The sequence below is a fragment of the Actinomadura sp. CNU-125 genome (assembly GCF_001942465.1).
Lineage (GTDB): Bacteria > Actinomycetota > Actinomycetes > Streptosporangiales > Streptosporangiaceae > Spirillospora.
Genome location: NZ_MKJY01000588.1, coordinates 1 through 22,174 on the forward strand (window position 1 = coordinate 1; position 22,174 = coordinate 22,174).

The 22,174-nt window shown below is 72.9% G+C and carries 20 protein-coding genes and 5 pseudogenes; 8 read left to right on the forward strand and 17 right to left on the reverse strand.

Annotated elements, in window-relative coordinates; all coding sequences use genetic code 11:
* The 11 genes and pseudogenes from BJF79_RS47070 to BJF79_RS47115 form a co-directional block, all read right to left on the reverse strand.
* A pseudogene (locus BJF79_RS47070) lies at positions 1-672 on the reverse strand (hypothetical protein); the annotation flags it as partial.
* A gap of 122 nt (positions 673-794) precedes the next feature.
* Positions 795-1,718 carry a PQQ-binding-like beta-propeller repeat protein gene (locus tag BJF79_RS47075; protein WP_262403597.1) on the reverse strand — a complete coding sequence of 308 codons (924 nt, stop codon included), beginning with the start codon at positions 1,716-1,718 and terminating at the stop codon, positions 795-797.
* 33 nt (positions 1,719-1,751) lie between these two features.
* Positions 1,752-1,883: pseudogene (locus BJF79_RS68060) on the reverse strand (hypothetical protein); the annotation flags it as partial.
* Between the two features lie 193 nt (positions 1,884-2,076).
* Positions 2,077-2,871: pseudogene (locus BJF79_RS57670) on the reverse strand (serine/threonine-protein kinase); the annotation flags it as partial.
* A gap of 1 nt (position 2,872) precedes the next feature.
* Positions 2,873-3,466 (reverse strand): PQQ-binding-like beta-propeller repeat protein, encoded by a 594-nt coding sequence (locus BJF79_RS64770; protein ID WP_075907123.1) that lies wholly within the window; start codon positions 3,464-3,466, stop codon positions 2,873-2,875.
* A gap of 74 nt (positions 3,467-3,540) precedes the next feature.
* Positions 3,541-3,810, reverse strand: a pseudogene (locus tag BJF79_RS68065) (PQQ-binding-like beta-propeller repeat protein); the annotation flags it as partial.
* Entirely contained in the window at positions 3,804-4,916 is a 1,113-nt protein-coding gene (locus BJF79_RS47095) for a serine/threonine-protein kinase (RefSeq protein ID WP_075907124.1), read from the reverse strand. The pseudogene BJF79_RS68065 and the gene BJF79_RS47095, both read right to left, overlap by 7 nt.
* 13 nt (positions 4,917-4,929) lie before the next feature.
* Positions 4,930-6,231, reverse strand: coding sequence for an aminotransferase class V-fold PLP-dependent enzyme (locus BJF79_RS47100; RefSeq protein WP_075907125.1), 1,302 nt, complete (start codon positions 6,229-6,231; stop codon positions 4,930-4,932).
* Positions 6,221-6,634 carry a hypothetical protein gene (locus BJF79_RS47105; protein WP_075907126.1) on the reverse strand — a complete coding sequence of 138 codons (414 nt, stop codon included), beginning with the start codon at positions 6,632-6,634 and terminating at the stop codon, positions 6,221-6,223. Before BJF79_RS47105 ends, BJF79_RS47100 begins: the two co-directional genes overlap by 11 nt.
* A gap of 11 nt (positions 6,635-6,645) precedes the next feature.
* A complete protein-coding gene (locus tag BJF79_RS47110; protein WP_075907127.1) occupies positions 6,646-8,688 on the reverse strand; it encodes an ATP-binding protein in 2,043 nt (680 codons plus the stop codon).
* A 121-nt stretch (positions 8,689-8,809) separates the two neighbouring features.
* Positions 8,810-9,265 (reverse strand): GNAT family N-acetyltransferase, encoded by a 456-nt coding sequence (locus BJF79_RS47115; protein ID WP_262403599.1) that lies wholly within the window; start codon positions 9,263-9,265, stop codon positions 8,810-8,812.
* Positions 9,266-9,443: 178 nt separating this feature from the next.
* On the opposite strand from BJF79_RS47115, the gene BJF79_RS47120 reads away from it, so the two are divergent.
* Entirely contained in the window at positions 9,444-10,715 is a 1,272-nt protein-coding gene (locus BJF79_RS47120) for a serine/threonine-protein kinase (RefSeq protein ID WP_075907129.1), read from the forward strand.
* A gap of 53 nt (positions 10,716-10,768) precedes the next feature.
* Here the strand turns inward: BJF79_RS47120 and BJF79_RS47125 are convergent, their stop codons facing one another.
* A complete protein-coding gene (locus tag BJF79_RS47125) occupies positions 10,769-11,188 on the reverse strand; it encodes a hypothetical protein (protein ID WP_075907130.1) in 420 nt (139 codons plus the stop codon).
* Between the two features lie 136 nt (positions 11,189-11,324).
* Positions 11,325-12,452, reverse strand: a complete 1,128-nt coding sequence (locus BJF79_RS47130) for a hypothetical protein (RefSeq protein ID WP_075907131.1) — start codon at positions 12,450-12,452, stop codon at positions 11,325-11,327.
* A gap of 155 nt (positions 12,453-12,607) precedes the next feature.
* Here BJF79_RS47130 and BJF79_RS47135 point away from each other — a divergent pair, with 155 nt between their 5' ends.
* Genes BJF79_RS47135 through BJF79_RS47145 form a run of 4 tightly spaced genes read left to right on the forward strand, consistent with a single transcriptional unit; the run spans position 12,608 to position 14,263 of the window.
* Positions 12,608-13,114, forward strand: coding sequence for a SigE family RNA polymerase sigma factor (locus tag BJF79_RS47135; protein ID WP_075907132.1), 507 nt, complete (start codon positions 12,608-12,610; stop codon positions 13,112-13,114).
* Positions 13,111-13,422, forward strand: coding sequence for a hypothetical protein (locus BJF79_RS54875; protein ID WP_143220987.1), 312 nt, complete (start codon positions 13,111-13,113; stop codon positions 13,420-13,422). The genes BJF79_RS47135 and BJF79_RS54875 overlap by 4 nt, the downstream gene beginning before the upstream one ends.
* A complete protein-coding gene (locus BJF79_RS47140; protein WP_075907133.1) occupies positions 13,383-13,958 on the forward strand; it encodes a hypothetical protein in 576 nt (191 codons plus the stop codon). The genes BJF79_RS54875 and BJF79_RS47140 overlap by 40 nt, the downstream gene beginning before the upstream one ends.
* 5 nt (positions 13,959-13,963) lie before the next feature.
* Positions 13,964-14,263: a hypothetical protein gene (locus BJF79_RS47145; protein ID WP_075907134.1), complete on the forward strand. Its 300-nt coding sequence runs from the start codon at positions 13,964-13,966 to the stop codon at positions 14,261-14,263.
* A gap of 139 nt (positions 14,264-14,402) precedes the next feature.
* Here the strand turns inward: BJF79_RS47145 and BJF79_RS47155 are convergent, their stop codons facing one another.
* On the reverse strand, positions 14,403-15,461 hold the full coding sequence (locus tag BJF79_RS47155) for a hypothetical protein (protein ID WP_158079519.1): 1,059 nt from the start codon (positions 15,459-15,461) through the stop codon (positions 14,403-14,405).
* A gap of 386 nt (positions 15,462-15,847) precedes the next feature.
* Here BJF79_RS47155 and BJF79_RS47160 point away from each other — a divergent pair, with 386 nt between their 5' ends.
* Positions 15,848-16,669, forward strand: a complete 822-nt coding sequence (locus BJF79_RS47160; protein ID WP_075907137.1) for an NAD(P)H-binding protein — start codon at positions 15,848-15,850, stop codon at positions 16,667-16,669.
* A gap of 74 nt (positions 16,670-16,743) precedes the next feature.
* Here BJF79_RS47160 and BJF79_RS47165 read toward each other — a convergent pair whose 3' ends face one another.
* Complete coding sequence (locus tag BJF79_RS47165; RefSeq protein ID WP_075907138.1) at positions 16,744-17,229, reverse strand: hypothetical protein; 486 nt, start codon at positions 17,227-17,229, stop codon at positions 16,744-16,746.
* Between the two features lie 500 nt (positions 17,230-17,729).
* Between BJF79_RS47165 and BJF79_RS47170 the strand changes: the two genes are divergently transcribed.
* Complete coding sequence (locus BJF79_RS47170; RefSeq protein WP_075907139.1) at positions 17,730-18,608, forward strand: hypothetical protein; 879 nt, start codon at positions 17,730-17,732, stop codon at positions 18,606-18,608.
* 24 nt (positions 18,609-18,632) lie between these two features.
* On the opposite strand, the gene BJF79_RS68070 is transcribed toward BJF79_RS47170, so the two are convergent.
* Complete coding sequence (locus BJF79_RS68070; protein ID WP_410050229.1) at positions 18,633-18,857, reverse strand: WD40 repeat domain-containing protein; 225 nt, start codon at positions 18,855-18,857, stop codon at positions 18,633-18,635.
* Between the two features lie 62 nt (positions 18,858-18,919).
* Positions 18,920-20,776, reverse strand: a pseudogene (locus BJF79_RS47175) (WD40 repeat domain-containing serine/threonine protein kinase); the annotation flags it as partial.
* 538 nt (positions 20,777-21,314) lie between these two features.
* On the opposite strand from BJF79_RS47175, the gene BJF79_RS47180 reads away from it, so the two are divergent.
* Positions 21,315-22,160, forward strand: a complete 846-nt coding sequence (locus BJF79_RS47180) for a CPBP family intramembrane glutamic endopeptidase (protein ID WP_158079520.1) — start codon at positions 21,315-21,317, stop codon at positions 22,158-22,160.
* The last annotated feature ends 14 nt before the right edge of the window (positions 22,161-22,174 follow it).

Sequence of the window (22,174 nt, forward strand, 5' to 3'; positions counted from 1 at the left end):
CGCGCCCGCCGCCCGACGCCCACGCCGCCGCGACCAGCAGCCGCACACGACCGCGAGCGACGCGCCGACCTGGACGGGCGACGCCTGGTCCTCGCCGCTCGTCCGATGGTCGTTCCAGATCAGCGCCGCCACGGCCAGGTACAGGACGGTCGCCGCCGCGATCCCGCGCCACCGCAGCCACGGCGTGCGGGCGCGCGCCCCGGTCGGCGCTTCGACGAGCGCGATCGGCGCGCAGAAGCTCCAGACCACATGGCCGCCGACGAAGCTCAGCGCCATGAACGGCGCCATTCCCAGCGGCTCGACGAACGTCGGCCGCAGCATCTCGTCCCAGTACGGGACGTCCCGGTAGCTCAACGCGAACATGCTCTGGTCGACGACGCCCGCCTGCAGCACGCCGAACGCCGCCGCCAGCGCCGCGATCCCCGGCCACCCCGCCCCGAAGCGGTGCGCGATCTCCCGGACGAGCAGCGCCGGGCACCCGTAGAGCGGCGCGAGCAGGAGCAGCCCGCCCAGCAGCGCGAGCGGGTCGCCGGTGCTGGAGTCGTACGCGGAGAGCGACTCCGCGCACAGCGGCGACAGCACCGCGAGGCCCAGCACCGCCCCGAGCGTTCGCGCCCGTTCCGTCCGGGCGTTCGTCGTGGCCGTGCCCGTCGATCCGATGTCTTTCGTCACGTATCGAAGGTTCGCTTCCGCGGTCCCGCCGCCGCGTCGGCCGCACGGCGACCGCGCGCCGACCAAAGTCGATCGTCCGCCGTCCGAAGGGATCGGGACCGGAGGCTGCGGGCGGCGTCGGGTCAGCGGGTGATCTCGGCGGCGCGGAAGCGGCCGTCGCCGCCGTCGAAGTAGACGACCCCGTCGGCGACGGACGCGCCGGCGTCCGAGCCGTCCGCCAGGCGAAGCCCGCCGCGGGAGTCGCCGGTGCGGGCGTCCAGCAGGTGCAGTTCGCCCTCCTTCGTGGCGACGTAGACCGTTCCGTCCGCGACCGTGGGCGGAGCGGCCAGCGCGTCGGTCTCGTAGCGCCACAGCTCCTTGCCGGTCCGCGCGTCGAGGGCGACCGCCTCGCCGCCCGCGTTGTGGCCGTTGCCGCCCTGGTAGACGACCCCGCCCGCGACGGTCGGAGACTCGACGTCGTCGAGGTCTTCGAGGTCGGCGTCCCGCTTCCAGAGGAGACGGCCGCTCAGGTCGCGCGCGACCACGAAACCGTCTTCGCGAACGTCGTAGACGGCCCCGTCCGCGACCGTCAGCGACACCGTCATGTTCTGGACGTCGCCCTCCAGCCGCACCTTCCACCGCTGCTTCCCCGTGCGCGCGTCCAAGGCGTGGAGGTTGCGGGCCCGTCCTTTCTCGGTGACGTCGCTGAAGTAGACGATCCCGTCGGCGGTGGCGATCCCGCCGACGAACAGTCCCGCCGCGCGGCTCCACTTCTTCGCGCCGCTTCCGGCGTCGACCGCGTGGAGGTAATTGACCCGGTCGTCGATACCGGAGCCCTCCACGCCCGCCACGTACACGGTTCCGTCGGCCACGAGGGGCCCTTCCCGCACGGACATGCCGGCGTCGTACAGCCACCGCCGCTCGCCGGTGCGGGCGTCCAGCGCGTGCACGTAGCCGTCATCGAGCCCGCCGCTTTCGTAGTAGACGCTGTCGCCGACGGCGGTCAGGCCGAGCGCGACGGTCTCCCTACCGTGTTGCCACAGCGGGTCGCCGGTGTCGGCGTCCACCGCCCGCACGGTGCCGTCGACACGGAAGTAGGCCCGCCCGTCCTCGACGACGGGCCGCCCGTCCGGCGCGGTCGGGTGCGACCACAGCAGCGACAGCTTCGGCGGGTCGGGCGTCGGCTCCGGCGCGGCCGGGTCCGCGCCGGTCCCCCGGCCGGGGACGACCACCCCGACAGCGATCGCGCCGACGACCGCCGCCGCCGATCGGGCCCCGGGCGCGCACGAACCGCCGCCGGACGCCCCGGACGCCGGGCGACGGGGCCGTGTACTCGCGGGTGAGCACCGCCGTCACCGGCTCCGGCAGCCACCCGGACTCCGCGCGCGGGACACCGTCCGGCACCGCCCCGCCCAGCTCCGCCACCAGGTCGGGCACCGCGGGCCGGTCGTCCGGGTCCTTGGCGAGGCAGCGGGCCACGACGTCCGCCAGCCCGGACGGGACGCCGGACAGATCCGGCTCCTCGTGCACCACCCGATAGTTCAGCCCGTGCGCGGAACCGCGCCCGAACGGCCCGTCGCCGGTCGCCGCGTGGGCCAGGACGGCGCCGAGCGCGAACACGTCGCTCGCGGGCCCGACCGTCCGGCCCCGCAACTGTTCGGGCGACATGAACCCGGGCGTCCCGACCGACGCACCGGTCACCGTCAGCCGGGTGCCCTCGGCCGCGAGGGAGATGCCGAAGTCGATGAGGCGCGGACCGTCCGGCGCGAGGAGCACGTTCGACGGCTTCAGGTCGCGGTGCACCACGCCCGCGCCGTGCACGGCCCCGAGCGCCTCCGCGAGCGCCGCGCCCAGCGCGAGCACCGACCGCTCCGGCCACGCGCCGTGCGCCGCCACCGCCGCGTCGAGCGACATACCGGGCACGTACTCGGTGGCGAGCCACGGCGGATCGCCGCCGGGGTCGGCGTCCACCACGGCGGCCGTGAAGGCGCCCGTCACCCGGCGGGCGGCGTCCACCTCCTGGACGAACCGGCGCCGGAACCCCGCGTCCTCCGCGAGTTCGGCGTGCACGACCTTCACCGCGACGGCCCGCCCGCCCGGCGAACGGCCCAGGAACACCCGTCCCATCCCGCCCCGGCCGAGCCGCCCGACGATCCGGTACCGCCCGACCCGCCGGGGATCGCCCGCCTCCAGTGGCGTGTACGCGCTCACCCGTCTCACCTCACGCCCGTCCGGTCGCCGACACCGCGTGCAGCTCGCCGCCGTCCTCGTAGTACATGACGTCGCCGGCGACGGTCGTGCGCTCGCCCAGGGTGTCGTCCCACAGCCGTTCGCCTGTGCGGGCGTCCAGCGCGTACAGGGTCTCGTCGCCGTCGCCCTCGACACCGTCGCGGAACAGGACCCGCCCGTCCCGGACGTCCAGCAGCATGATGCCGTCCGACGCGCCGGGCTCGTACGTCCACAGCCGACGTCCGGTGTCGGCGTCGAACGCGCACACGTAGACGCCGTTCTCGTAGTAGACGACCCCGTCCGCCACGGTCGGGTATCCGGCGTTGTCCGCCATGGCGGGGTCCCATTCCGGCCCGTCGAACCGGTGGTTCCAGGCTTCGCGCCCGGTGTCGGCGTCCACCGCGTAGAGGGAGCCGTCGATGCTGCCGAAGTAGACCCGCCCCTCCGCGAAGACGGGCTTCGTGTCGATCTCGTTCCCGGCGTCGAACCGCCACATGCCGTCGCCGTTCTCCGCGTCCACCGCGTGCAGGGCGTCCGCGTCGTCCGCGAGGTAGAGGACCCCGGCGGCGAGACCGGGTCTTCCCACACCACGTCGTCGGTCTTCTTCGTCCAGATCTCCTCGCCGGTGCGGGGATCGAGTTCGAACAACCAGTTGACGAACGTCTTGTACGTCCGTCCGTTGACGGTCGTGATCGGCCCGTTGATGCCGTGGTCCTCGTTCTTCCAGAGCTGCTCGCCGTTGCGGGCGTCCAGGGCGTAGGTGTACCTGCCGTCGGCGTAGTACGCCATCTCGTCGGTGCCGTCCAGGAGTTCCGTGTACTCACCGGGGTAGCGGCGCTTCCACCGTTCGTCGCCGCTGTCGGCGTCCAGGGCGTGCAGGTCGCCGCCCTCGCTGCTGAGGTAGACCGTACGGTCGGTGGCCTTCACCATCCGCAGCTCCCCGTCCAGGGGGTACGACCACAGCTCCTTCCACTGCGGCGGACCGGCCGCCTCCTCTTCGCCGCCGCCGGACGAACGGACGGCGACCAGCGTCGCGACCGCGACGAGGCAGAGCGCGGCCACGGCCGCGACCCCCGCCAGCGCCCGTCCCCGTCCCCGTCCCCGTCCCCGGCGCGGGACGCGGCGGCGGCGAGCGGTGACGACGCGGTCGGGTCCGCGTCGGCGGGCACGATGATCTGCGGGCGGGCGATCTCCGCGGCCACCGGCGCGGGCAGGCCGCCGCCCCCGTCCACCGCCCCGCCCAGCTCCGCCACCAGCTCCGCCACCGCGGGCCGGTCGCCCGGGTCCTTGGCGAGGCAGCGCCGCGCGACGTCCGCGAGCCCGGGGGGCAGCCCCCTCAGGTCCGGTTCCTCGTGGACGACCCGGTAGTGCAGCGCGTGCGCGGCGCCGCCCCCGAAGGGCCCCTCCCCGGTCGCCGCGTACGCCAGGACGGCGCCGAGCGCGAAGACGTCGCCGGCGGCGGACGTCTCGTCGCGCACCAGCCGCTCGGGCGGGATGTAGCCGGGCGTGCCGATCACCGTCCCGGTCTCGGTGAGCTGCGTGTTCTCCGCCGCGAGCGAGATGCCGAAGTCGATCAGGCGCGGGCCGTCCGCCGCCAGCAGCACGTTCGACGGCTTCAGGTCGCGGTGCACGACCCCCGCGGCGTGCACGCTCTCCAGCCCCTCGGCGAGCGCCGCGCCCAGCGCCCGCACCGACCGCTCCGGCCACGGGCCGTGCGCCGCGACCGCCGCGTCGAGCGACATTCCGGACACGTAAGCGGTGGCGAGCCACGGCGGGTCGCCGTCCGGGTCGGCGTCCACCACCGCGGCCGTGAAGGCTCCCGCCACCTTCCGGGCCGCGTCCACCTCCCGGACGAACCGGCGCCGGAACCCCGGGTCCTCCGCGAGTTCGTCCCGCACGACCTTCACCGCGACGGCCCGCCCGCCCGGCGAAAGTCCCAGGTAGACGCGTCCCATGCCGCCGCGCCCCAACCGCCCGACGATCCGGTACCGCCCGATCCGTCCCGGATCGTCCGTCCCCACCGGTGCGACCGTCACCCAGCGCCTCCCGTCACTCCGGCATCAGGCCCGCCACGAGCGCGCGCCTACGCAGGTGGCACTTTACTGGGAACGCCGATGTCTTTTTAAGACCTGCCCGACCGGCCGACGGGCTCAGGCGTCCCGCGTCGGCGTCCACCGGGACCTTCGGGACGGCCGCGTCCCCGGCCGCCCCGGTCAAGCCGCGCGTCCCGCCGCGTATCTCGCGCACGCGCGCGGCCAGCGCTTCGGCGTCCGCCTCGTCGTTGTAGACGTGCGTGGAGATCCGCAGCAGGCATTCGCCGCGCGGCCCCGGGCCCGTCCAGACACGCAGCCCCGACTCCCGCAGCGCCGCCTTGACCGCCTCGTGCCGCAGCCCGGGCAGGACGAACGCCCGCAACCGGGGCGGGGTGAACGGCGGCGCCCCGGTGGGCACCGCCCCGAGCTCCGTCAGCGTCCCCGCCAGCTGCGCGGCCAGCGCCTCGCAGCGGTCCAGGGCACCGGACGCCTTCCAGTCGCGCCACTGCCCGACCGCCGACCCGGCGGTCAGGCGCGGCACCGGATCGAACGTGCCCGGCCAGGAGAACCGCTCGACCAGGTCGGAGGAATCCCAGGTCAGGGACACCTCCGCAGGACGGAGCCGCTCCCGGAACTCCTCGCTCGCCCACAGGAACCCGACCGGCCGCATGGTCGGGAACCACTTGTGGAGCGTGCCGAACATCGCGTCGACGCCCTCGACCGGCACGACCGGCACGTGCCCCGGACCGTGCGCCGCGTCGACGATCAGCCGGCCGCCGCGCCGCCGCGTCCACTCGCTCACCGCCGCCACCGGCAGCGCCAGGGCCGCCGACGAGGACACCAGGCTGACCTGGACGAACGCCACGTCCCCGGGCACCGCGGCGGCCAGCCGGGCGAGCAGGTCGCCGGTGTCGCGCAGCGGCAGCGGCACCGGCACCCGGACGAACGAGGCGCCCGCCCGCGCGCACCTGTGCTCCCACGCGCGGCAGATCGACGAGTACTCGCTGTCGAGTACGGCGACCGTCGCGCCCGGCGAAAGGTCGACCGCCTCGATGACGGCGGCGGCACCGGACGTCGCGTTCGTGCACAGGGTCGTGGACCCCGGGGACAGCCCGAGCGTCCGCGCGACGAGCGCCGACTGCTCGCGCAGCCGCGTCGTCAGCTCGGCGCCGAGCCGCTCGTTGGAATCGGCCTCGATCTCCGCGCGCAGCGCCCCCGCCTCGTCCAGGGTGCGCCGTGTCGGCACGCCGTAGGACGCGTGGTTCAGCATGACGAGCGCGGGATCCAGCGGGAAGTCGCCCGCGACGTCAGTTCGCATCGAGTCCTCCGTGGCGGGCGTGCGGGATCTTCGCCCGCAGCGCCGCGATGTCGGCGATGTCGAACCGGAAGATCGCGTCGGCGGCCACGGCCTCGTCGCGGCGCACGGCGAGCCGTGCGACGGACGTCTCGACCGGCCGCCAGCCGTCGTCGCGCACGGCCAGCCCGCCGATCCGCTCCGCCAGCAGGGTGCGGCGATCCTGGTCGGCGACCTCCCGGTACGCCGCCCCCAGCACTTCCCCGATCATGGCGTCGGCGGCGTCCCGCCCGTACAGGACCTCCAGCTCGTGGACCTGGCACGCCAGCGTCACCGTCGCCCGATCGGCCCAGTGCCCGGGGCCCGCGTCGAAGTAGCGGGCGAACGCCACCGCCGCCCCGGCGAAGTCGCGCTTCAGCGCGAGCACACGGCTCGCCATCACGCAGATGGAACGGGCTGTCGCTCGCCACTCCCGACTTCTGCGACATGAGCGTCAGCCGCCGCAGCAGATCCGACGCCCGGTCGAGCTCCAGGCAGGCGATCGTCTTCTTGCTCAGCCAGTGGACGGCCTCGTACTCGGCGTACGGGTGCCCCTTCCGCCGCGCGACCTCGATGGCACGGTTCAGCCACATTTCGGCCGACTCGGCGTCGTGCGCCGCCAGATACGCCAAGCCACGGTGCCCGAGCGCGCGCGCCTGCAACTCCGGGTCCGACGTCATGTCGTAGACGAGCGAGCACAAGCGGACGCACTCGTCCGTGTCCTGTGCGGGCCCGCACAAGGCCAGTTCCGCTTCCAGCATCCGCACCTGCGCGAGGACGTCCGACGCACCGGCCTCCGCGCACCCGGCCTCCAGCTCGACGAGCAGCTCCCGGCAGCGCCGCCAGTCGTTCGTCATGCGCAGGCTGCGCGCCCAGAGCAGGCCGACGGCGAACCGGCCGCCCGCGTCCGGCTCCGCGGACTCCGCCGCGACCGCCTTCATGGCCTCCGCGCACGCCGCGGCCGCCCCCATGTGGTCGCCCTCCACCGACATGCACTCGGCGAGGAGCCGGTACGCGGTCCGCCGCCGCTCCGCCGGAGCCGCGCCGTCCGCCGCCACCTGCACCAGCTCGCGCGCCTTCGACACCGCGCCGAGCCGGAACTGGCGGTGCGCCGCCTCCAGCGCCAGCTCGCGGGCCCGCTCGGCGCGCCGTCGCGCCGAGCGCGACCGCGACCGCCCGCACCCACAGCTCGTCGTCCCACTCGCCCTCCCGGTCGAGGGCCTCCAGCAGCCTGCCGTGCATGCGCTGCCAGCGCGGGGCGTTCGCGGCGCCGCGCTCGCGCAGCACCTCGGCGAGCAGCGGATGATGCACGGCGTACCGGTCGCGGTCGCCCCGCGGGTCGTCCGGACGCACCAGCCCGAACTCGTTCAGCAGCACGTCGAGCCGCTCGTACACGTCGTCGACGTCCATCCGGACCAGCGCGGCCAGGTACTCGACCTCGAAGGAGTAACCGATCAGCGCCGCCGACTCCAGCAGCCGCTGGTCCGCGGCCGACAGGTACGAGAGCCGCTCCTCCAGGATCGCCTTGATCTGCCGCGGCATGCTCTCCGGCCGCCGCTCCCGCCGCGCACCCTCGCCCGTACCGTCGCCCACCCGCAGCAGCGACTCGGCGAACAGCGGATTCCCGTCGCTCTCCCGCAGGATGCGTTCGACCGCGCCGGGCGGCAGCGCCGACGGCCCGGCCGCGACCCGGACGAGTTCCTCGGTGTCGTCTCGCGAGAGGCGTTCGAGGTCGATCTCGACGCAGCTCTCGCAGTACCGGCGCAACCGGTAGATCGCCCGGCGCAGCGGATGCCCGTCGGCGTTCTCGCTGGTCTGCAGGTCGTCGGGACGGTAGGCGAGCACCAGCAGCAGGGGGCCGCGCACCCGCAGCGCCAGCCGCATGACGAGGTCGATGGTGGCGGTGTCCGCCCAGTGCAGATCGTCCAGGACGAGCAGGACCGGCCCGCCCTCCACCAGCCCGTCCACGACCCCCGCGAGCTGGTCGAGGCGGCTGTCCATGGGCTCCTCGCCGCCCGCCCTGCCGGAGTCCAGCACCGTCCGTCCGGTCAGCACGCCCGCCGCCAGCAGCTTCCCGACCACGGGCACCGACTCGATCCAGTCGGGCGCGTGCAGCCGGAACGACTCCGCCACCCGGGTGAGCACCTCGCGGGAACCGGCGCGCTCCGCCCGCTGCGTGAGGGTCCGCAGGCAGTCCCGGACGGCCTGGTAGGCGTCGGAACCCAGCGAGTTCATCATCGCCTGGCCGTGCCCCGCGAGCAGGCCCGACGCCGCGTGCCGCTCGACCGCCACGTCCACGAAGTGGTGCAGCAGCCGCGACTTGCCGATGCCCGCCTCACCGCGCAGCAGCAGGACACCGACCGTTCCGTCCCGGACGGTACGGTCGAGCGCCTCGGTCAGCCGCGCCGTCTCCCGCCGCCGGTCCACCAGCGTCGTGGTCACCGACCGTCCCCAGGGGATCGACGCATCAATGTCCTCCGAACGGTCGCACGGTGTTGATCATCCCGTAGCTTCGCCCATCCGCCACGCACGGTCAACGCGGTCCCGGAGCCCTCGCAGGTGGTCAGGCCGGGTCCGGCGGCGGCGGGAGCGGTTTGCGGAGGACGGGCTCGGCGTCGTCCTCGTGCACGTCACCGTACCCGAGCCGCAGGTAGAAACTGTGCGCGGTGATGCTCGCGCCGGTCTCCATGTACGCGTGCCCCTCCCGCGCGGCGAGGTCCTCGATGTGCCGCAGGAGCCGCCGTCCGATGCCCTGCCCGGCGAAGTCCGGATCGACGAACAGCGTGTAGACCCTGTTTCCGTCGCGGGAGACCGTGCCGACCGGACGTCCGCCGTCCGCGACGTAGACGCGCCGGATCCTCGACAGCTCGACGAACCGTTCGGGGGTGAAGTGCGCGGACATCCGGTCGATGGCGTCCACCGGATAGTCGCGGCCGTTGACCTCCCGCAGGCAGCGCCGCACGAGCGCGGCGAGGCACGAGCCGTCGCCGGGACGGAACGGTCGGATCTCAACGCCCACGGCTCGCCTCCGGGTTCTCGGCCTCCCACGGTTCATGCCCGTCCCGGGGGCCGGGTCGCGGCATACGGCGGCAGAAATGTCCGGCAGCGGTAGCGATGTACCGTGATCTCGGACCGCATCGCCGGTGCGGCCCTGTCAGCGGACGGCGCCGGACGTCCCGTTGAGGGGATGTCGCCATATGGAGTCGCCGCGTCGGCCCGAACAGCGCACCGCAGGCCCCTACCGGCTGGAACGCCGGCTCGGCGGGGGCGCGCTCGGGGAGGTGTTCGCCGGGCGCTCCCCGGACGGGCGGACGGTCGCGGTGCGGCTCGTCCGGCCGGAGCTCGCCGCCGACCCCGGGTTCCGCCGCCGTCTCGCCGCGTCGGCCGGTGCCGCCCGCCGGGTCGACGGCCCGTCCGTCGCGCGCCTGGTCGACGTCGACACGACGTGGCTGGCCTGCGAATACGTCGAGGGCCTCACGCTGCGGGAGACCGTCGAACTGCACGGGCCGCTGCCGCCTCCGGCGCTCGCGGCGCTGGCGTCGGGGCTCGCCCGGGGGCTCGCCGCGCTGCACGGGCGCGGGGTGCTGCACCACGACCTGAAACCGTCCAACGTGATCCTCGCCGAGGACGGTCCGCGCCTCATCGACTTCGGCCTCGCGGGCCTGGCCGCCCGCGCCGACGCACCGTCGTTCGCGTCCCCCGAACAGGTGCTGGACCACGACACCGGCCCGCCCTCGGACGTGTTCGCCCTCGGTTCCGTGCTCGCCTTCGCCGGGACGGGACGCGCCCCGTTCGGCACCGGCCCGGCCGAGCCGGTCCGGTACCGGGTCGGCCACGCCGAACCCGACCTGTCCGGCCTGCCCGCGGACCTCGCGGACCTGGTCGCCGCCTGCCTGGCCAAGGACCCCGTCGACCGCCCCGCCGTCGCCGAGATCCTCGAACGGCTCTCGTCCGGCGGCGAGGTCGTCTACGTGCGGAACAGGCGGTGGCAGATGACCGCCGGTTTCAAGGGCGGGCTGCTGATCTCGTGGCTCCTCGCGCTGCCCCTGCTCGCGATCCCGCTCATGCTCGACCTGGAAACGATCTGGCAGATCGTCTTCATGGCGGCCCTCACCCTGGGCGGCGGCGCGTTCTTCGCGCTGCTCGGGGTGCTGCTCCCGCCGGACCGCGTCACCCTGCGCCCCGACGGCCTCACGGTCTACAAGACCGAGGACAAGACGATCCGGTGGGACGTCCTCGAACAGGTCGCGCTGGTCGGCGACGGCGACGAGGCCGAACTCGTCGTCTGGTACGCCGGGGACGATCGTCCCGTCGACGGTCCCGAACGCCACGGCGGCACGGTCGTCTGCAAGGTCGACGACGTGGTCGCCCCGGAGGATCTCCCCCGCTTCCGCGCGGCGCTCGCCCGGTTCGCGGGCGACCGCCACGTCGAGCTCCCGGCCGCCGAGATCGAACCGCGCGATCTCTGACGGCCGGGAAATCCGCCGGTGATTCGGTCTGCCGGAACCGGGCTACGCGAGGGTCAGCCCGACACCCGTCCGTACTCGCTCTTCTCGCCCTCCGGGTCGGTGAGCGTGATGGTCTCGCCGTCCGGGGACACCACGGCGGTGCCGGGGAACGGCCCCTCGCCGCAGTCGACCTTGAAGCTGTACGTCCGCTCCCCGCCGCCGGCCTCGACGGTCCCCTTGCAGGTGGTGCCTTCGCTCGAAAGGCTGACCGTCCCGTCGCCGGAGAACTCGAACGTCTCGTTGTTGGCGCCGTCCTTGGGGCCGAGCCACTTGCCGGTGATCGACCCCTGGTCGTTCGCGGCGGGCGCCTCCTGTCCGCCACCGGCGGCCTCGCTCTGCCCGCCTTCGGCGGCCGTCCCCGAGTCGTCACCGCCCGAGCAGCCGGTGACGCTCAGCGCCACGCACATCGAGCCGACGAGGAGCCACTTACGCACGGACGGCCTCCAGGGAGTTGTTCCGGCTCTCACGCGAGCGGAACCGCAGAAGAGAAGTGATCAACGTAGCCATCACCCCATACCGCCTCAACCCGCCGGACCATATGGTGCGGGCCGAAACCGGCGGCCGGACGCGTCAGCGGCGGCGTTCGACGAGGGCGGGGCCGGACAGCGGGGAGACCAGGCCGACGGACCAGATGGTCCGGGTGCCCGGCACCCGGGCGATGTCGTAGATCCAGGCGCCGACGCCGGGACGGCCGGGGCCGCTCTCGGTCGTCCACTCGCCGTCGCCGTAGTGCAGGTAGTTCGTGTCGCCGTCGACCGTGTTCGCCGCGACCAACGCACCGCCGCGCCCGTCGTCGGCGAGGTTCGGGAAGTGGACGGCGCGGGTGTCCACGGGGATCGGGGTCGAACTCCAGTCCGTCCCGTCCCAGTGCAGCAGGTCGGGGACGGCCGGGTAGTTGGTGCCCGCGCCCGCCCGGTAGGCCCACACGCTGCTGGACGACACCGGGACGATCTCGAGCACCTGGGTGTCGTCGCTGCTCGGGAGCCGGACGGTGTTCCAGCGGACGCCGTCCCAGTGCAGCATCACCTGGGTCGGACCCTCGCCCGGAAGCTCGCAGATGCAGGCGATCCACACGTCCCGCGACGACCGGACCGCGACGGTCAGCGCCTTGTCCATCTTCACGGGGAGGTTCTGCCGGACCCACCGCCCCCGCTCGAAGCGCAGCGCGACGGACTCCCCGGCGGCCTCGTCGTACCCGATCGACCAGGCGGGGGCGTCCGGCGCCGCGGAGGCGATCTCCAGCTGCCACGAGGGCGAGGGCAGCGGGATGGTGGGGCTGACACCGTCCGGGTAGCCGACCTCGCGCCAGGCGGTGCCGTCCCAGTGGAGCGCCACGGGCCGGTAGCCGCCCTCCTCGGTCTGCTTCGAGCCGATCGCCCAGGCGCTGCGCGGCCCGGACGCGGCGATGTCCATGATCGTGGTCGATTCGGGGGCCGGCAGTTCCTGGCGGCGCCACCCCCGGCCGTCCCAGGCCAGCATGAACGCCGTGCCACTGCTGGTGGCGTCCTCGACCCCGGAGGTCCAGACGGCGTGCGGCCCGGCCGCGGCGACCTCGGTGGGCACGACGAGCCCCTGGAGCGCGGGGACGGGCGTGCTCGTCCATTCGGGGGCGGCGGCGGCGCGGGCGGGGGTGATCAGCAGGCCGGAGAAGGCGGCGATCCAGGCGGTGACGTGGAGAACTCGACGTTGTCCTGCCATGTGTGGCTCCCGGAGGCGATCGATGATCCTTTCGTCAAATATACAGCCCTGTCTCTTTAAAGGAAGGTTCTGCTTCGCCCGAGAAAAGTAGGTTCCGGAGGCATAGTTGCGGCGCCTCCGTGGGTCTCAGGAAGTGACACCACAGAGGAGGCCCGTTGAACCGAGAGGCCCGTGAGAGCTTCGCCGCGTTCGTCGCGGCTCGGTCCGGCAGTCTCATCCGGACGGCGTACGTGCTGGCCGGGAACCAGCACGCCGCCGAGGAGCTGCTGCAGAACGCGCTCGCGAAGACGGCCGCGCGGTGGACGCGCGTGCGGGACAACCCGGAGGGCTACGTCCGCCGCGCCATGTACAACGAGCAGGCGACCCGGTGGCGCCGCGGGCGCCGCGAGTCGGTCGTCGCGGAACTCCCCGAGCCGCCGGCCACGGGCCCGGACGTCGACCTGCGGGTGACGCTCGAACGCGCGCTGCTGGCACTGCCGCCGCGCAAGCGGGCCGTGCTCGTCCTGCGCTACTACGAGGACCTTTCCGAACGCGAGGTCGCCGCGATCATGGGCTGCTCGGTCGGCACCGTCCGCAGCCAGGCCCACCGCGCCATCGCCCGACTCCGGGAACTCGCTCCCGACCTCGCCGCCGACCTCGCCCCAACCGGGAGCCGCTCATGACCGACCAGCTGCTCAAGGACGCCCTCGACGGGATCGCCGACCGCGCCGAACCCGTCGACGGCCTCGCCGACCGCGCCCTGCGCACCGCCGCCCGCCGCCGCCGGACCAGGACGGCGCCGGTGCGGCGGCCCTCGCCCTCGCCGTCGCCGTCCCCTTCGGGATCGTCGCGGGGAACGACCGGCCGGAGCCCGACGTCCTCGGCCCGTCCGGGGCGGGGGACGGGCTGCCGGAGAACACGCCCGAGGAACGGGCGCTCGCCCGTGCCTGCATGCGCAACGGGCCGTCCCAAGCGGACTTCCGGCTGCTGACGAGCCGGCCGGTGCCGGGCGGGCGGCTCGCGGAGATCGGCGGCGACCGCGGCTACGTGTTCTGCGTGACCGACGGGACCGGCAACACCGAACCCCCGCAGGTGCACGCCTGGCCCGGGACGCACGACGGCGGCCTCTTCGGGTTCGACGCGCCGCTGCGCGTCGACGGCATCCGGCAGGTGCAGGCCATGAAGTGGGACGAACTGCACGCCGTGGTCGTGGGCCGTGCGAAGCCCGGCGTCGTCCGCGTCGGCGTGACCTGGGACGGCGACCGCACCGCGCAGACCGCCGTCCACGACGGCTTCTTCATCGCCCAGACCCCGGCCGAGCTCGTGCCGGACCACGGGGAGACCGGGTCGATGTCGCAGGGGGCGATGACCTCGCGCACGATCCGCGTCGAGGCCGTGACCGGCTACGACGCCGCGGGCGTGGCCGTCCACACCTGGCGGCCGAAGGTCCCGACGGAAGAGGCCGGGTTCGTCACCGAGGACTGCACCGACGAGCTGACCAGCCCCCGGCCCACGCTCTGCGACTGATCGCGATGCCGATCCGGCACAGGACGTCCGAACTCGCCCTGCACTGGCACGCCCGGCTGCTGGCCGGGAGGGCGCTGACGGCCGCAGTCTACGGCGAGCACCGGCGGAGCCGCGGGCTCACCGCCCGCGCCGTCCGCCGCGGACCGGCCGCGGTCGAACGGCTCGTCGCCGTCTGGTGCGGGGCGATCCTGGCCGAGTGGCCGCCGGACGTGCGCGACCGGGCGGCCGCCGACCCATGCTCGCCGACGGCCGCGGCGACATCGACCGGCTGCCGCCTCCGGCGCGGTGGGCCGCGCGGGTCCTGACCGCGGCCGCGGCCCGCGACCGGGTCATGTTCCCCGCCCTCGTCGGCGCCGTCCCCGCCGACGAACTCGAACCGCACCTGTCCGCCCTGCTGCACCTGGCCGTCGCCGCGGTCGTCGATCACGGCGAGGCGACCGGGGTCTAGCCGCGCACCGCGACCGGGGCGTCGTCCGCGCGGCCCACCCCCCAGATCGTGGACGCGCCGAGCGTGGCGACGTCGTTCAGCCGCGCCCCGCCGGGGACCGTGACCGGCTGCCAGGAACCGTCGCGGTACCGCCAGAGCCCGGCGTCGTCGGAGACGGGGGTGGCCGCCCACACGGTCCCCGAACCGTCGACGGCGAGGTCGGCGATGGGGCCGCCGGGCCCCTCGATCGTCGTCCAGGCGGAGCCGTCCCAATGGGCGAGGTGGGCATTGGAGTACACCCACACGTCGTCGGATGCGACCGGGACGACCTGTTCGACGCTGTTCGAGGACGGCATGCCGGGCTCGGGGAGCCAGGTCCAGCCGGTGCCGTCGAACCGGGCCACGGCGGGCCGCCGTTCGCCGCCGTCCCCTTGGGGCCGGTTGCCGACGGCCCAGACGTCGGTGGCCGACAGCGCCTGGACGTCGTTGACCCTGGCTCCCGGATCGGGGAGGTCGGCGCCCACCCAGGCGTCGCCGTCGCGCCGCAGGAGGTGCGGCTCGCCCGACCCGGGGGCGACGTCCTGGGTGATCCACGTCCCGGCCGGTCCGGTGCTGAGCACGCCGATGGTGGCGGTGGACGGCGTGGCGACCTTCCGGAAGGACGCGCCGTCGAACACGAACAACCGGTCGGGCCCGGCCGCGCCCTGTCCGACGCCGCCGATCCACGTGCGGCCGGCCCCGGACGCGACCCGTCCGATGAACCCGTTACCGGTCCAGCCGTCGATCGGGTACTCCTTCCAGTTCGTCCCAGTCCAGCGCCGCACGACCGGATTGCCCAGGTTGTAGCACCACGGGTTGAGGACGACCAGGCAGTGCGCCCCCTGGCCGCCGCCGATCCAGACACCGCCCGCACCGTCCGGGGCGACCGTCGTGAGGTCGGCCCGCGGCCACAGGAACGGCAGCGGCACGGTGCGCAGGTCGTCGGCGGCGGCGTGCGCGGTCACCGGCAGAGCCAGCAGCGCGGCACCCGCGACGGCCGCACCCGCCAGGAATCTCCTCATGTGTGCAGGATGCAAGATCCACCTCGTTCGGTCAGGGGAGGTGTTCCACCGGCGCGGAGCCGGACAGAAGGCGGTCGGGCCGAGCGACCGGGAGGCCGGACGCCGGACCGGGTCGTCCCTCCGGGCGGTCGGTCCGGGACGACCGGGACCGCCTTCCGTCGTCCGCTCCGAGGCGACGCCGTGGAGGTCGACGATTTCCCGCCATGTGAACCCCCCGAGGGAGTCGACGATCTCGCCAGTGGATGCTGGCTTGGATGGCTTCAAATATACATAGCCGTTTCTTCAATGGAAGCCCGCGACCGCAGCGCGGGGACGGCCGTCTCGCCGCCCCGGCGAACGGAATGAAGCGCTCTGTTCTGCTATAGTGGAACCGAACGTTCCGTTCTACACAAGGAGTCGCCATGTTCCTCGTCACCGGCGCCACCGGGACCGTCGGCCGTGAAGTCGTCGCGGAGCTGCTGCGTCTGGGCCTGCCCGTCCGCGCACTGACCCGCGACCCCGCGCGCGCGGACCTGCCCGCGGGCGTCGAGGTCGTCGCGGGCGACATCGCCGAGCCGTCCACCCTCGGTCCCGCGCTGGAGGGCGTCACCGCCGCGCACCTGATCAACTTCGCGGGCGACGGCTACGCGCCGCTGCAGACCGGCGCCGAGATCGTCGCCATGGCCGGACGGGCGGGCGTGCGGCGCGTGACGGTCCTCGGCGGGCGCGCCGAGGGCACGCTCGAACAGGCGCTCGCCGAGAGCGACATCGAGTGGACGCTCCTCAACCCCGTCGAGTTCATGGCGAACACCCTGCAGTGGTGGGCGGCGTCCGTCCGGGCCGAGGGAGCCGTCCGCGAGCCGTTCGGCGACCGGGTCAGTAGCCTCGTGCACGAGGCCGACATCGGCGCGGTCGCGGCGACCGTCCTGGCGAAGGGCGGGTACGCGGGCCGCACCCTCGTCCTCACCGGCCCGGAGGCGATCACCACGGCGGAGAAGGTGCGGACGCTGGGCGAGGCGATCGGACGGGACGTCCGGTTCGTCGAGCTCGGCGAGGACGAGGCACGCGAGATGTGGCGCGGGCACGGCATGACCGAGGACCTCATCGGGTTCCTCCTCGACGCCCTCGGCAACACCCCGCCCGAAGGACGCACCGTGTCCCCCTCGGTCGAGGAGGTCACCGGCCGTCCGGCCCGCCCGTTCGCGCAGTGGGCCGCGGAGAACGCCGCCGCGTTCCGTCCCTGACGACGGCTCGCCTATGCGGTATATCCCCGGGGCCGATCCGCGGAATTCGGCGCTCGCGCGAATATGTTCACCGGTCAGCACGGTCCATCGGTGACGGACGCGGAGATCGTGTGACTCCACGGTTCGCGGTCGGTGTCGGCGACGTCCAATTCTTCGTCGACCTCGACGGTGAGGCAGACGGGATTCTCTCCCGCGCCGTTCGTCAACTCGTACCGGTCGCCGTCGCCGGGAACGTTTTCGACCCGGACTTCGCCGTCGCCCTCCGCCGCCACGGCGTCGATGACGGCGGACTCCGTCAGCGTCGGCCCGAGGCCGGGCGTCGCGTCCCGCCGCAGGCTCTCGGCCGCCGCGTCCGCGACCGCCCGCACCTCGGCGGCGGAGGAGCCGTACGTTCGCGTCCCGTCGGAGGCGATGACCATGCCGCCGATGACGGCGAACACGGCGGCGATGAAGAACATCGCGAAGCGGTTCATCGCCAGTGCGGTATCGGACGGTTCGTTGGCCTCCGGGTTCCGGTACCGCCAGGCGGCGAACTTCCAATAGACCGTCCGCTGGTCCATGCATCCGAGAACGGCCATAACACCGGCGACGAGAAAGGCCAAGACGGCCAATTCCAGCATGGGGCGGTCCCTTCCTCGGCGAATTCACCGAACAGACTCCGGCGACCGCCCGCCGGTTCCCCCAAATGCCTCGCCTCACGAAAATGACCGGAGCCGGACAGAACACTGACAGGAACCTCGACGGCTCCCGGACGACGTCCCCCCGCTCTCCGAGGCCCCAGACGGACCACCGGCCCACATCGATTCCGCCGGGCCCGGACGGAACCACGGGCGTGATCATCGCCGTCGAGGTCAGTGTGCCCGGCGCCCCCGCGCGATCTACGCCCAGGACCTGACGGCGGGGCTCGGCGAATACACCGAAACCATCTTCCGCACGGCGTGCGGAGCCGCTCTCGGGCCCGTCCGTCCAGGCCCACGCATGTCCGGAATGGGCCAGACCTCCGCAGGGCCCGGCGGCGTCTACCAAAACTAGAGACGAACCCCTACGTTTTCGAGGTCCCGTGACGGACTACCAGATCGCCCAGTCCACCGTGGAGAGGCTCGTAGGCCACCTGACGGCGGTCGCCGCCGGGACCGTGCGTCCAGAACAGGACCCGGCCGCCGAACAGCTGCGCCTCCTCGTCCCGAGCGTCGTCCGGCCCGCGCTCTGGCAACCGTTCGAGCAGGCCCCCGACGACCCCGCCCGCCGCGCGGCACTGGTCGACGGGCTCGCCGCCGCGATGACGAGCGATCCCGGCCTCGTCCAGCGGCTGCACGCCGCGTGGCAACCGCCGCAGGCCGGCGCACCCGCGTTCGCGCCGATCGGCGCCCCGATCGCGGCACCGACGCCCGTCCGCTGGGCCGCTCGTGCGGCGGCCGAACGCAACCCGCTCGCGATCATCGGGGCGATCACGGCGGGGTTCGTCGTGCTGGCCGTGCTCGTACTCGGGTTGAACGTCCTGCTCGGGTCCAACGACGAGGACGACGCGGAGGCCGCGACCCGCGATTTCATGATCGCGCTCATTGCCCGCGACAACCCGAAAGCCTGCGGTTTCACCACGTCCGCCATGCAGCCGATGATCGACTGCACCCACCAGGGCGAGGCGGCCCGGCTCTCGTCCAACAACGAATACCGCGACCTCATCAACGATGCCTTGGACGTCAAGGTCTACATCAACGCCGACGACACGGCCACCGCCACGGGCGTCTACCGGCTCACGCCCGACACCATCCGGCGAATGAGCGAACTCCGCGCCCAGGCGACCGGCGAAGCCCCCGAGGACGACACGAACGACACCAACGACACCTTGGTCGAACAGACCGTCCAGCTCGGTCTGCGGAAGATCGATGACCGCTGGCTCATCGCCTCGTACCGCAGGACGGGCATGAACACATACTGACCACGGACGCACGACGATCAGCGGTCACGGTTTCTTCTTCAGCACCATCACGGTGTCGCCGCTCGCGGCGGCCAGCATGGAACCGTCCGGGCCGTACGTCAGCTCGCTGACATAGGACGAACCTCCGATGAAGGGGAGCCAGTCGGTTTTGCCGTTGGCGGTCGTGACGAGCTCACCGGTCCTCGCGTCCCAGACCTTGGCGGTGTTCTCGGCGGCGGTGGCGAGGGTCGAACCGTCCGGGGCGAACACCGCCTCGTAGACCTTGTCCGTCGATGGTTGACGAGCGACCTCGTCCGGGTGTTCCAGACCTTCGCGTCCCCGTCCATACCGCCGGTGACCAGCCTCGAACCGTCCGGGGCGAACGAAACCGCGCTGACGGCGCCGTCATGCCCGGTGAACGCGGCGAGCGGAGCTCCCGTTCGCGCGTCCCAGAGCCGCGCGGTGTCGTCCTCGCCGCCGGTGGCCAGCCTGGTGCCGTCCGGGCTGAACGCCACCTCGTAGATGCCGCCCCGGTGGCCGCCCAACTCGGCGATCCGCTCACCGGTCTCGGCATCCCACACGTACGCGTTGTTCCGGTCGGTGCCGGGGACGGTAGCGAACGCCGCCCCGTTCGGGGCGAACACCACCGACCGGTGCCGGTACAACTGCCCGGAGAGGGTCTTGACGAGCTTCCCGGATTCGGTGCTCCACACCGACGCCTTCTCGTCGCTCGCGCTGACGAACCTCGACCCGTCCGGGCTGAACGCCACCACGAACGTGTACTCCTCCGGCTCGCCGAACTCGGCGATGAGTTCCTCGCTCTCGACGTTCCACGTTCGCGCGACGCCGTCTCCGCCGCCGCCGATCACCTTGGAGCCGTCCGGGCCGAACGCCACCAGCACGGAGTCGGCGACGGAGTCATCGCCGGAGTCGCCCGGCATTCGGATCGTGGTGAGGAGGGACCCCGTCCCGGCGTCCCAGATCCGCACGGTGCCGTCCTCGCCGCCGGTGGCCAGCCTCGTGCCGTCCGGGCTGAACGCCACCGAACGGACGTCGTCGCGATGCCCCTTGAGGGTGAAGGCGACGTCGAACTTCATGTCGCCGATCCGCTCGATGCGGACGAGGAAGAAGAGAAGCGCCACCGTCGCCGCGACGCCGACGACCGCGTAGAGCGTCCGGCGCGGTATCAGCGGGGCGAACGGTCCGCGCTTCCGTTCGCCGGCCGGGCCCGGTTCGTCGAACTCCGGGACGGGCGGCGGAGGCGGCTTCGGCCTCGGTGCGGGGACCTCCGGAAGCCCAGCGATGTCGCGGAGGCGGGCGAGGACATCGACGGTACCGGCGGGCCGCCGGTCGGGGTCCTTGGCCAGCAACTCCAGGACGAGACGGTCGAGGACCTCGGGGATCTCGGGCCGCGCCGTGCGCGGCGGCTCGGGCGCCAAGTTGAGGTGCTGCCCCATGAACGCGCTGTTGGACGGGCCGCGGAACGCGTTGCGCCCGGTGAGCAGCACGTACAGGATCCCCCCGAAGGCGTACAGGTCCGTGCGTCCGTCCACCGGATCCCCGAGCCACTGCTCGGGAGCCATGAACGCCGGAGTACCCGCCACCACACCGTCCAACGTCTGGGACACCGACGCCTCGGCGATGTGGGCGATGCCGAAGTCGCAGATCTTGACGTGGTCGCCGTCCAGCAGCATCAGGTTCTCCGGCTTGAGGTCCCGATGCACGATGCCGTGCGCATGCGCCGCCACCAGCCCCTCCGCGACCTGCACCCCTAACGCCAGCACCCGCTGCACCGGCAGCCCGTCCGGATGCCCGGCGACCTCCTCCGCGAGGTCCCTTCCCCGCAGGAATTCCATCACCAGATACCACTGGCCGTCGTATTCCCCGAAGTCGTCGACGGCGGTGATGTTCGGGTGATTCAACTGGACGGCGATCTTCGCTTCCTGCCGGAACTTGCTCAGCCACACGGGCCTGCTCTCGGCGACGTCCCGGTGCAGGAACTTGACCGCGACCGTCCGTTCCCGCAGCAGGTCGGCGGCCCGCCACACCTGGCCGAACCCGCCCGCGGCCAAAGCCCGCTCAAGCCGGTACCGACCCGCGATCCGAAGCCCTGACTCCACCCGGCACCCCCACCACGCACCACCGCGAGAACCCGTCACCCGGCAGGACGTGATCAGAAAACCACACACGGCGTGATTGAGGGAGAGCCCACGGGCGGAGAAGTAGCCACCACTGTCACCCGACCCGCAGCCGACGCCCCAACTTCTCCGCGCCTCGCACTTTCTGGCCAGGCGCGATCGTCACGCGGAGCTTTCGATTCTCCGCGCAAGGCCCGGGGTCGATATCGGGCCGCATATTTCGAATGCCCGCGAACTTGAGGATCCGCGCGAGCTCCGGACGTCGCCTGCGCGCCCGAATGGCTGGATCTCGATCCGTACCTTCGGATCCTGCGCTGGTTCCGGGGGACGGTGAGTCCCTCCCGGTCCTCGACTTCCCCGACCAACTCGACGCTCTCGGTTCGTTCGGTGCGGCTTCCGGCGGGAGCAAAGAAGAAGGTGGCGGACGAGTTGCAACGGCGCGGACGCCCCGCCCTCGACGCGGGTGAGGAACGCGAGATCACCGACACGAGGTCGCCCGAACCGATCGGAGCCGCAACCGGCGATTCCGAGTAAGGGCTCGTCCGGAGGTCTCCAATCCCGCACGCGGCCCGGGTGATCGTTCGCACACGTGATCTTGGTGCTGGCACCAGTGACGTTCCGGACGCCGCGCACGAAGATCCACGGCATGTTGGAACGATCCACTCCGTCGACCGCCAGATCGCCGCTCACCTTCCTGGTACTGCTGTTCGCACTCTCGATCCCGTTCTGGGTCGGGGGGGCGCTGGTCGAGGCGTCCGACTTGCTGCCCATGGGCATGCCGGTGAGCGCGTTCCAGTTCGTCCTGCCGCTCGTGGTGGCCGCGGTGCTGGCCTTCCGAGAGGAGGGACGCCGCGGGGTGGTCGCCCTGCTCAAGCGAACGGTCTCCCCTCGGGGCTTCGGGGCGAAGGCCTGGTGGCTGCCGGTGTGGTTGCTGATCCCCGCGATCGGACTGCTCGTCTTCGCGCTGATGCCGCTCGCGGGGGTGCCGCCGAACGGGACGCATTCGCCGCTCACCGCCGTCCCGCTGCTGTTCGCCGTCTACTTCGTCAGCGCGTTCGCCGAGGAGGCCGGTTGGACCGCGTACCTGCTCCAGCCGCTGCGCGACCGGTTCGGCCCGCTCCAGGCCGGGCTGCTGATCGGCATCGCGTGGGCGGTATGGCACCTTGTCGGCTGGGCCCAAGGCGACCGCTCCGCGCTGTGGATCGCGGGACAGTTCGTCAGCACGGTCGCGCTGCGGGTCCTGATGGTCTGGATCTTCGAGGGGTCCGGTGGGGTCGTTCTCACGGCGCTCGTCGTTCACGCCCTGGTGAACGTGACGCAGTCGGTGATCCCCGGCTTCACCGAGCACGCCGCCCCCGCGCTCCTCAACGGCGCGATCCAGGTGCTCGTGGCCGCGCTCATCGCCCTGCGATGGCGGCCCGCTCCTCCCGGATGACGGGCGCGCTTCAG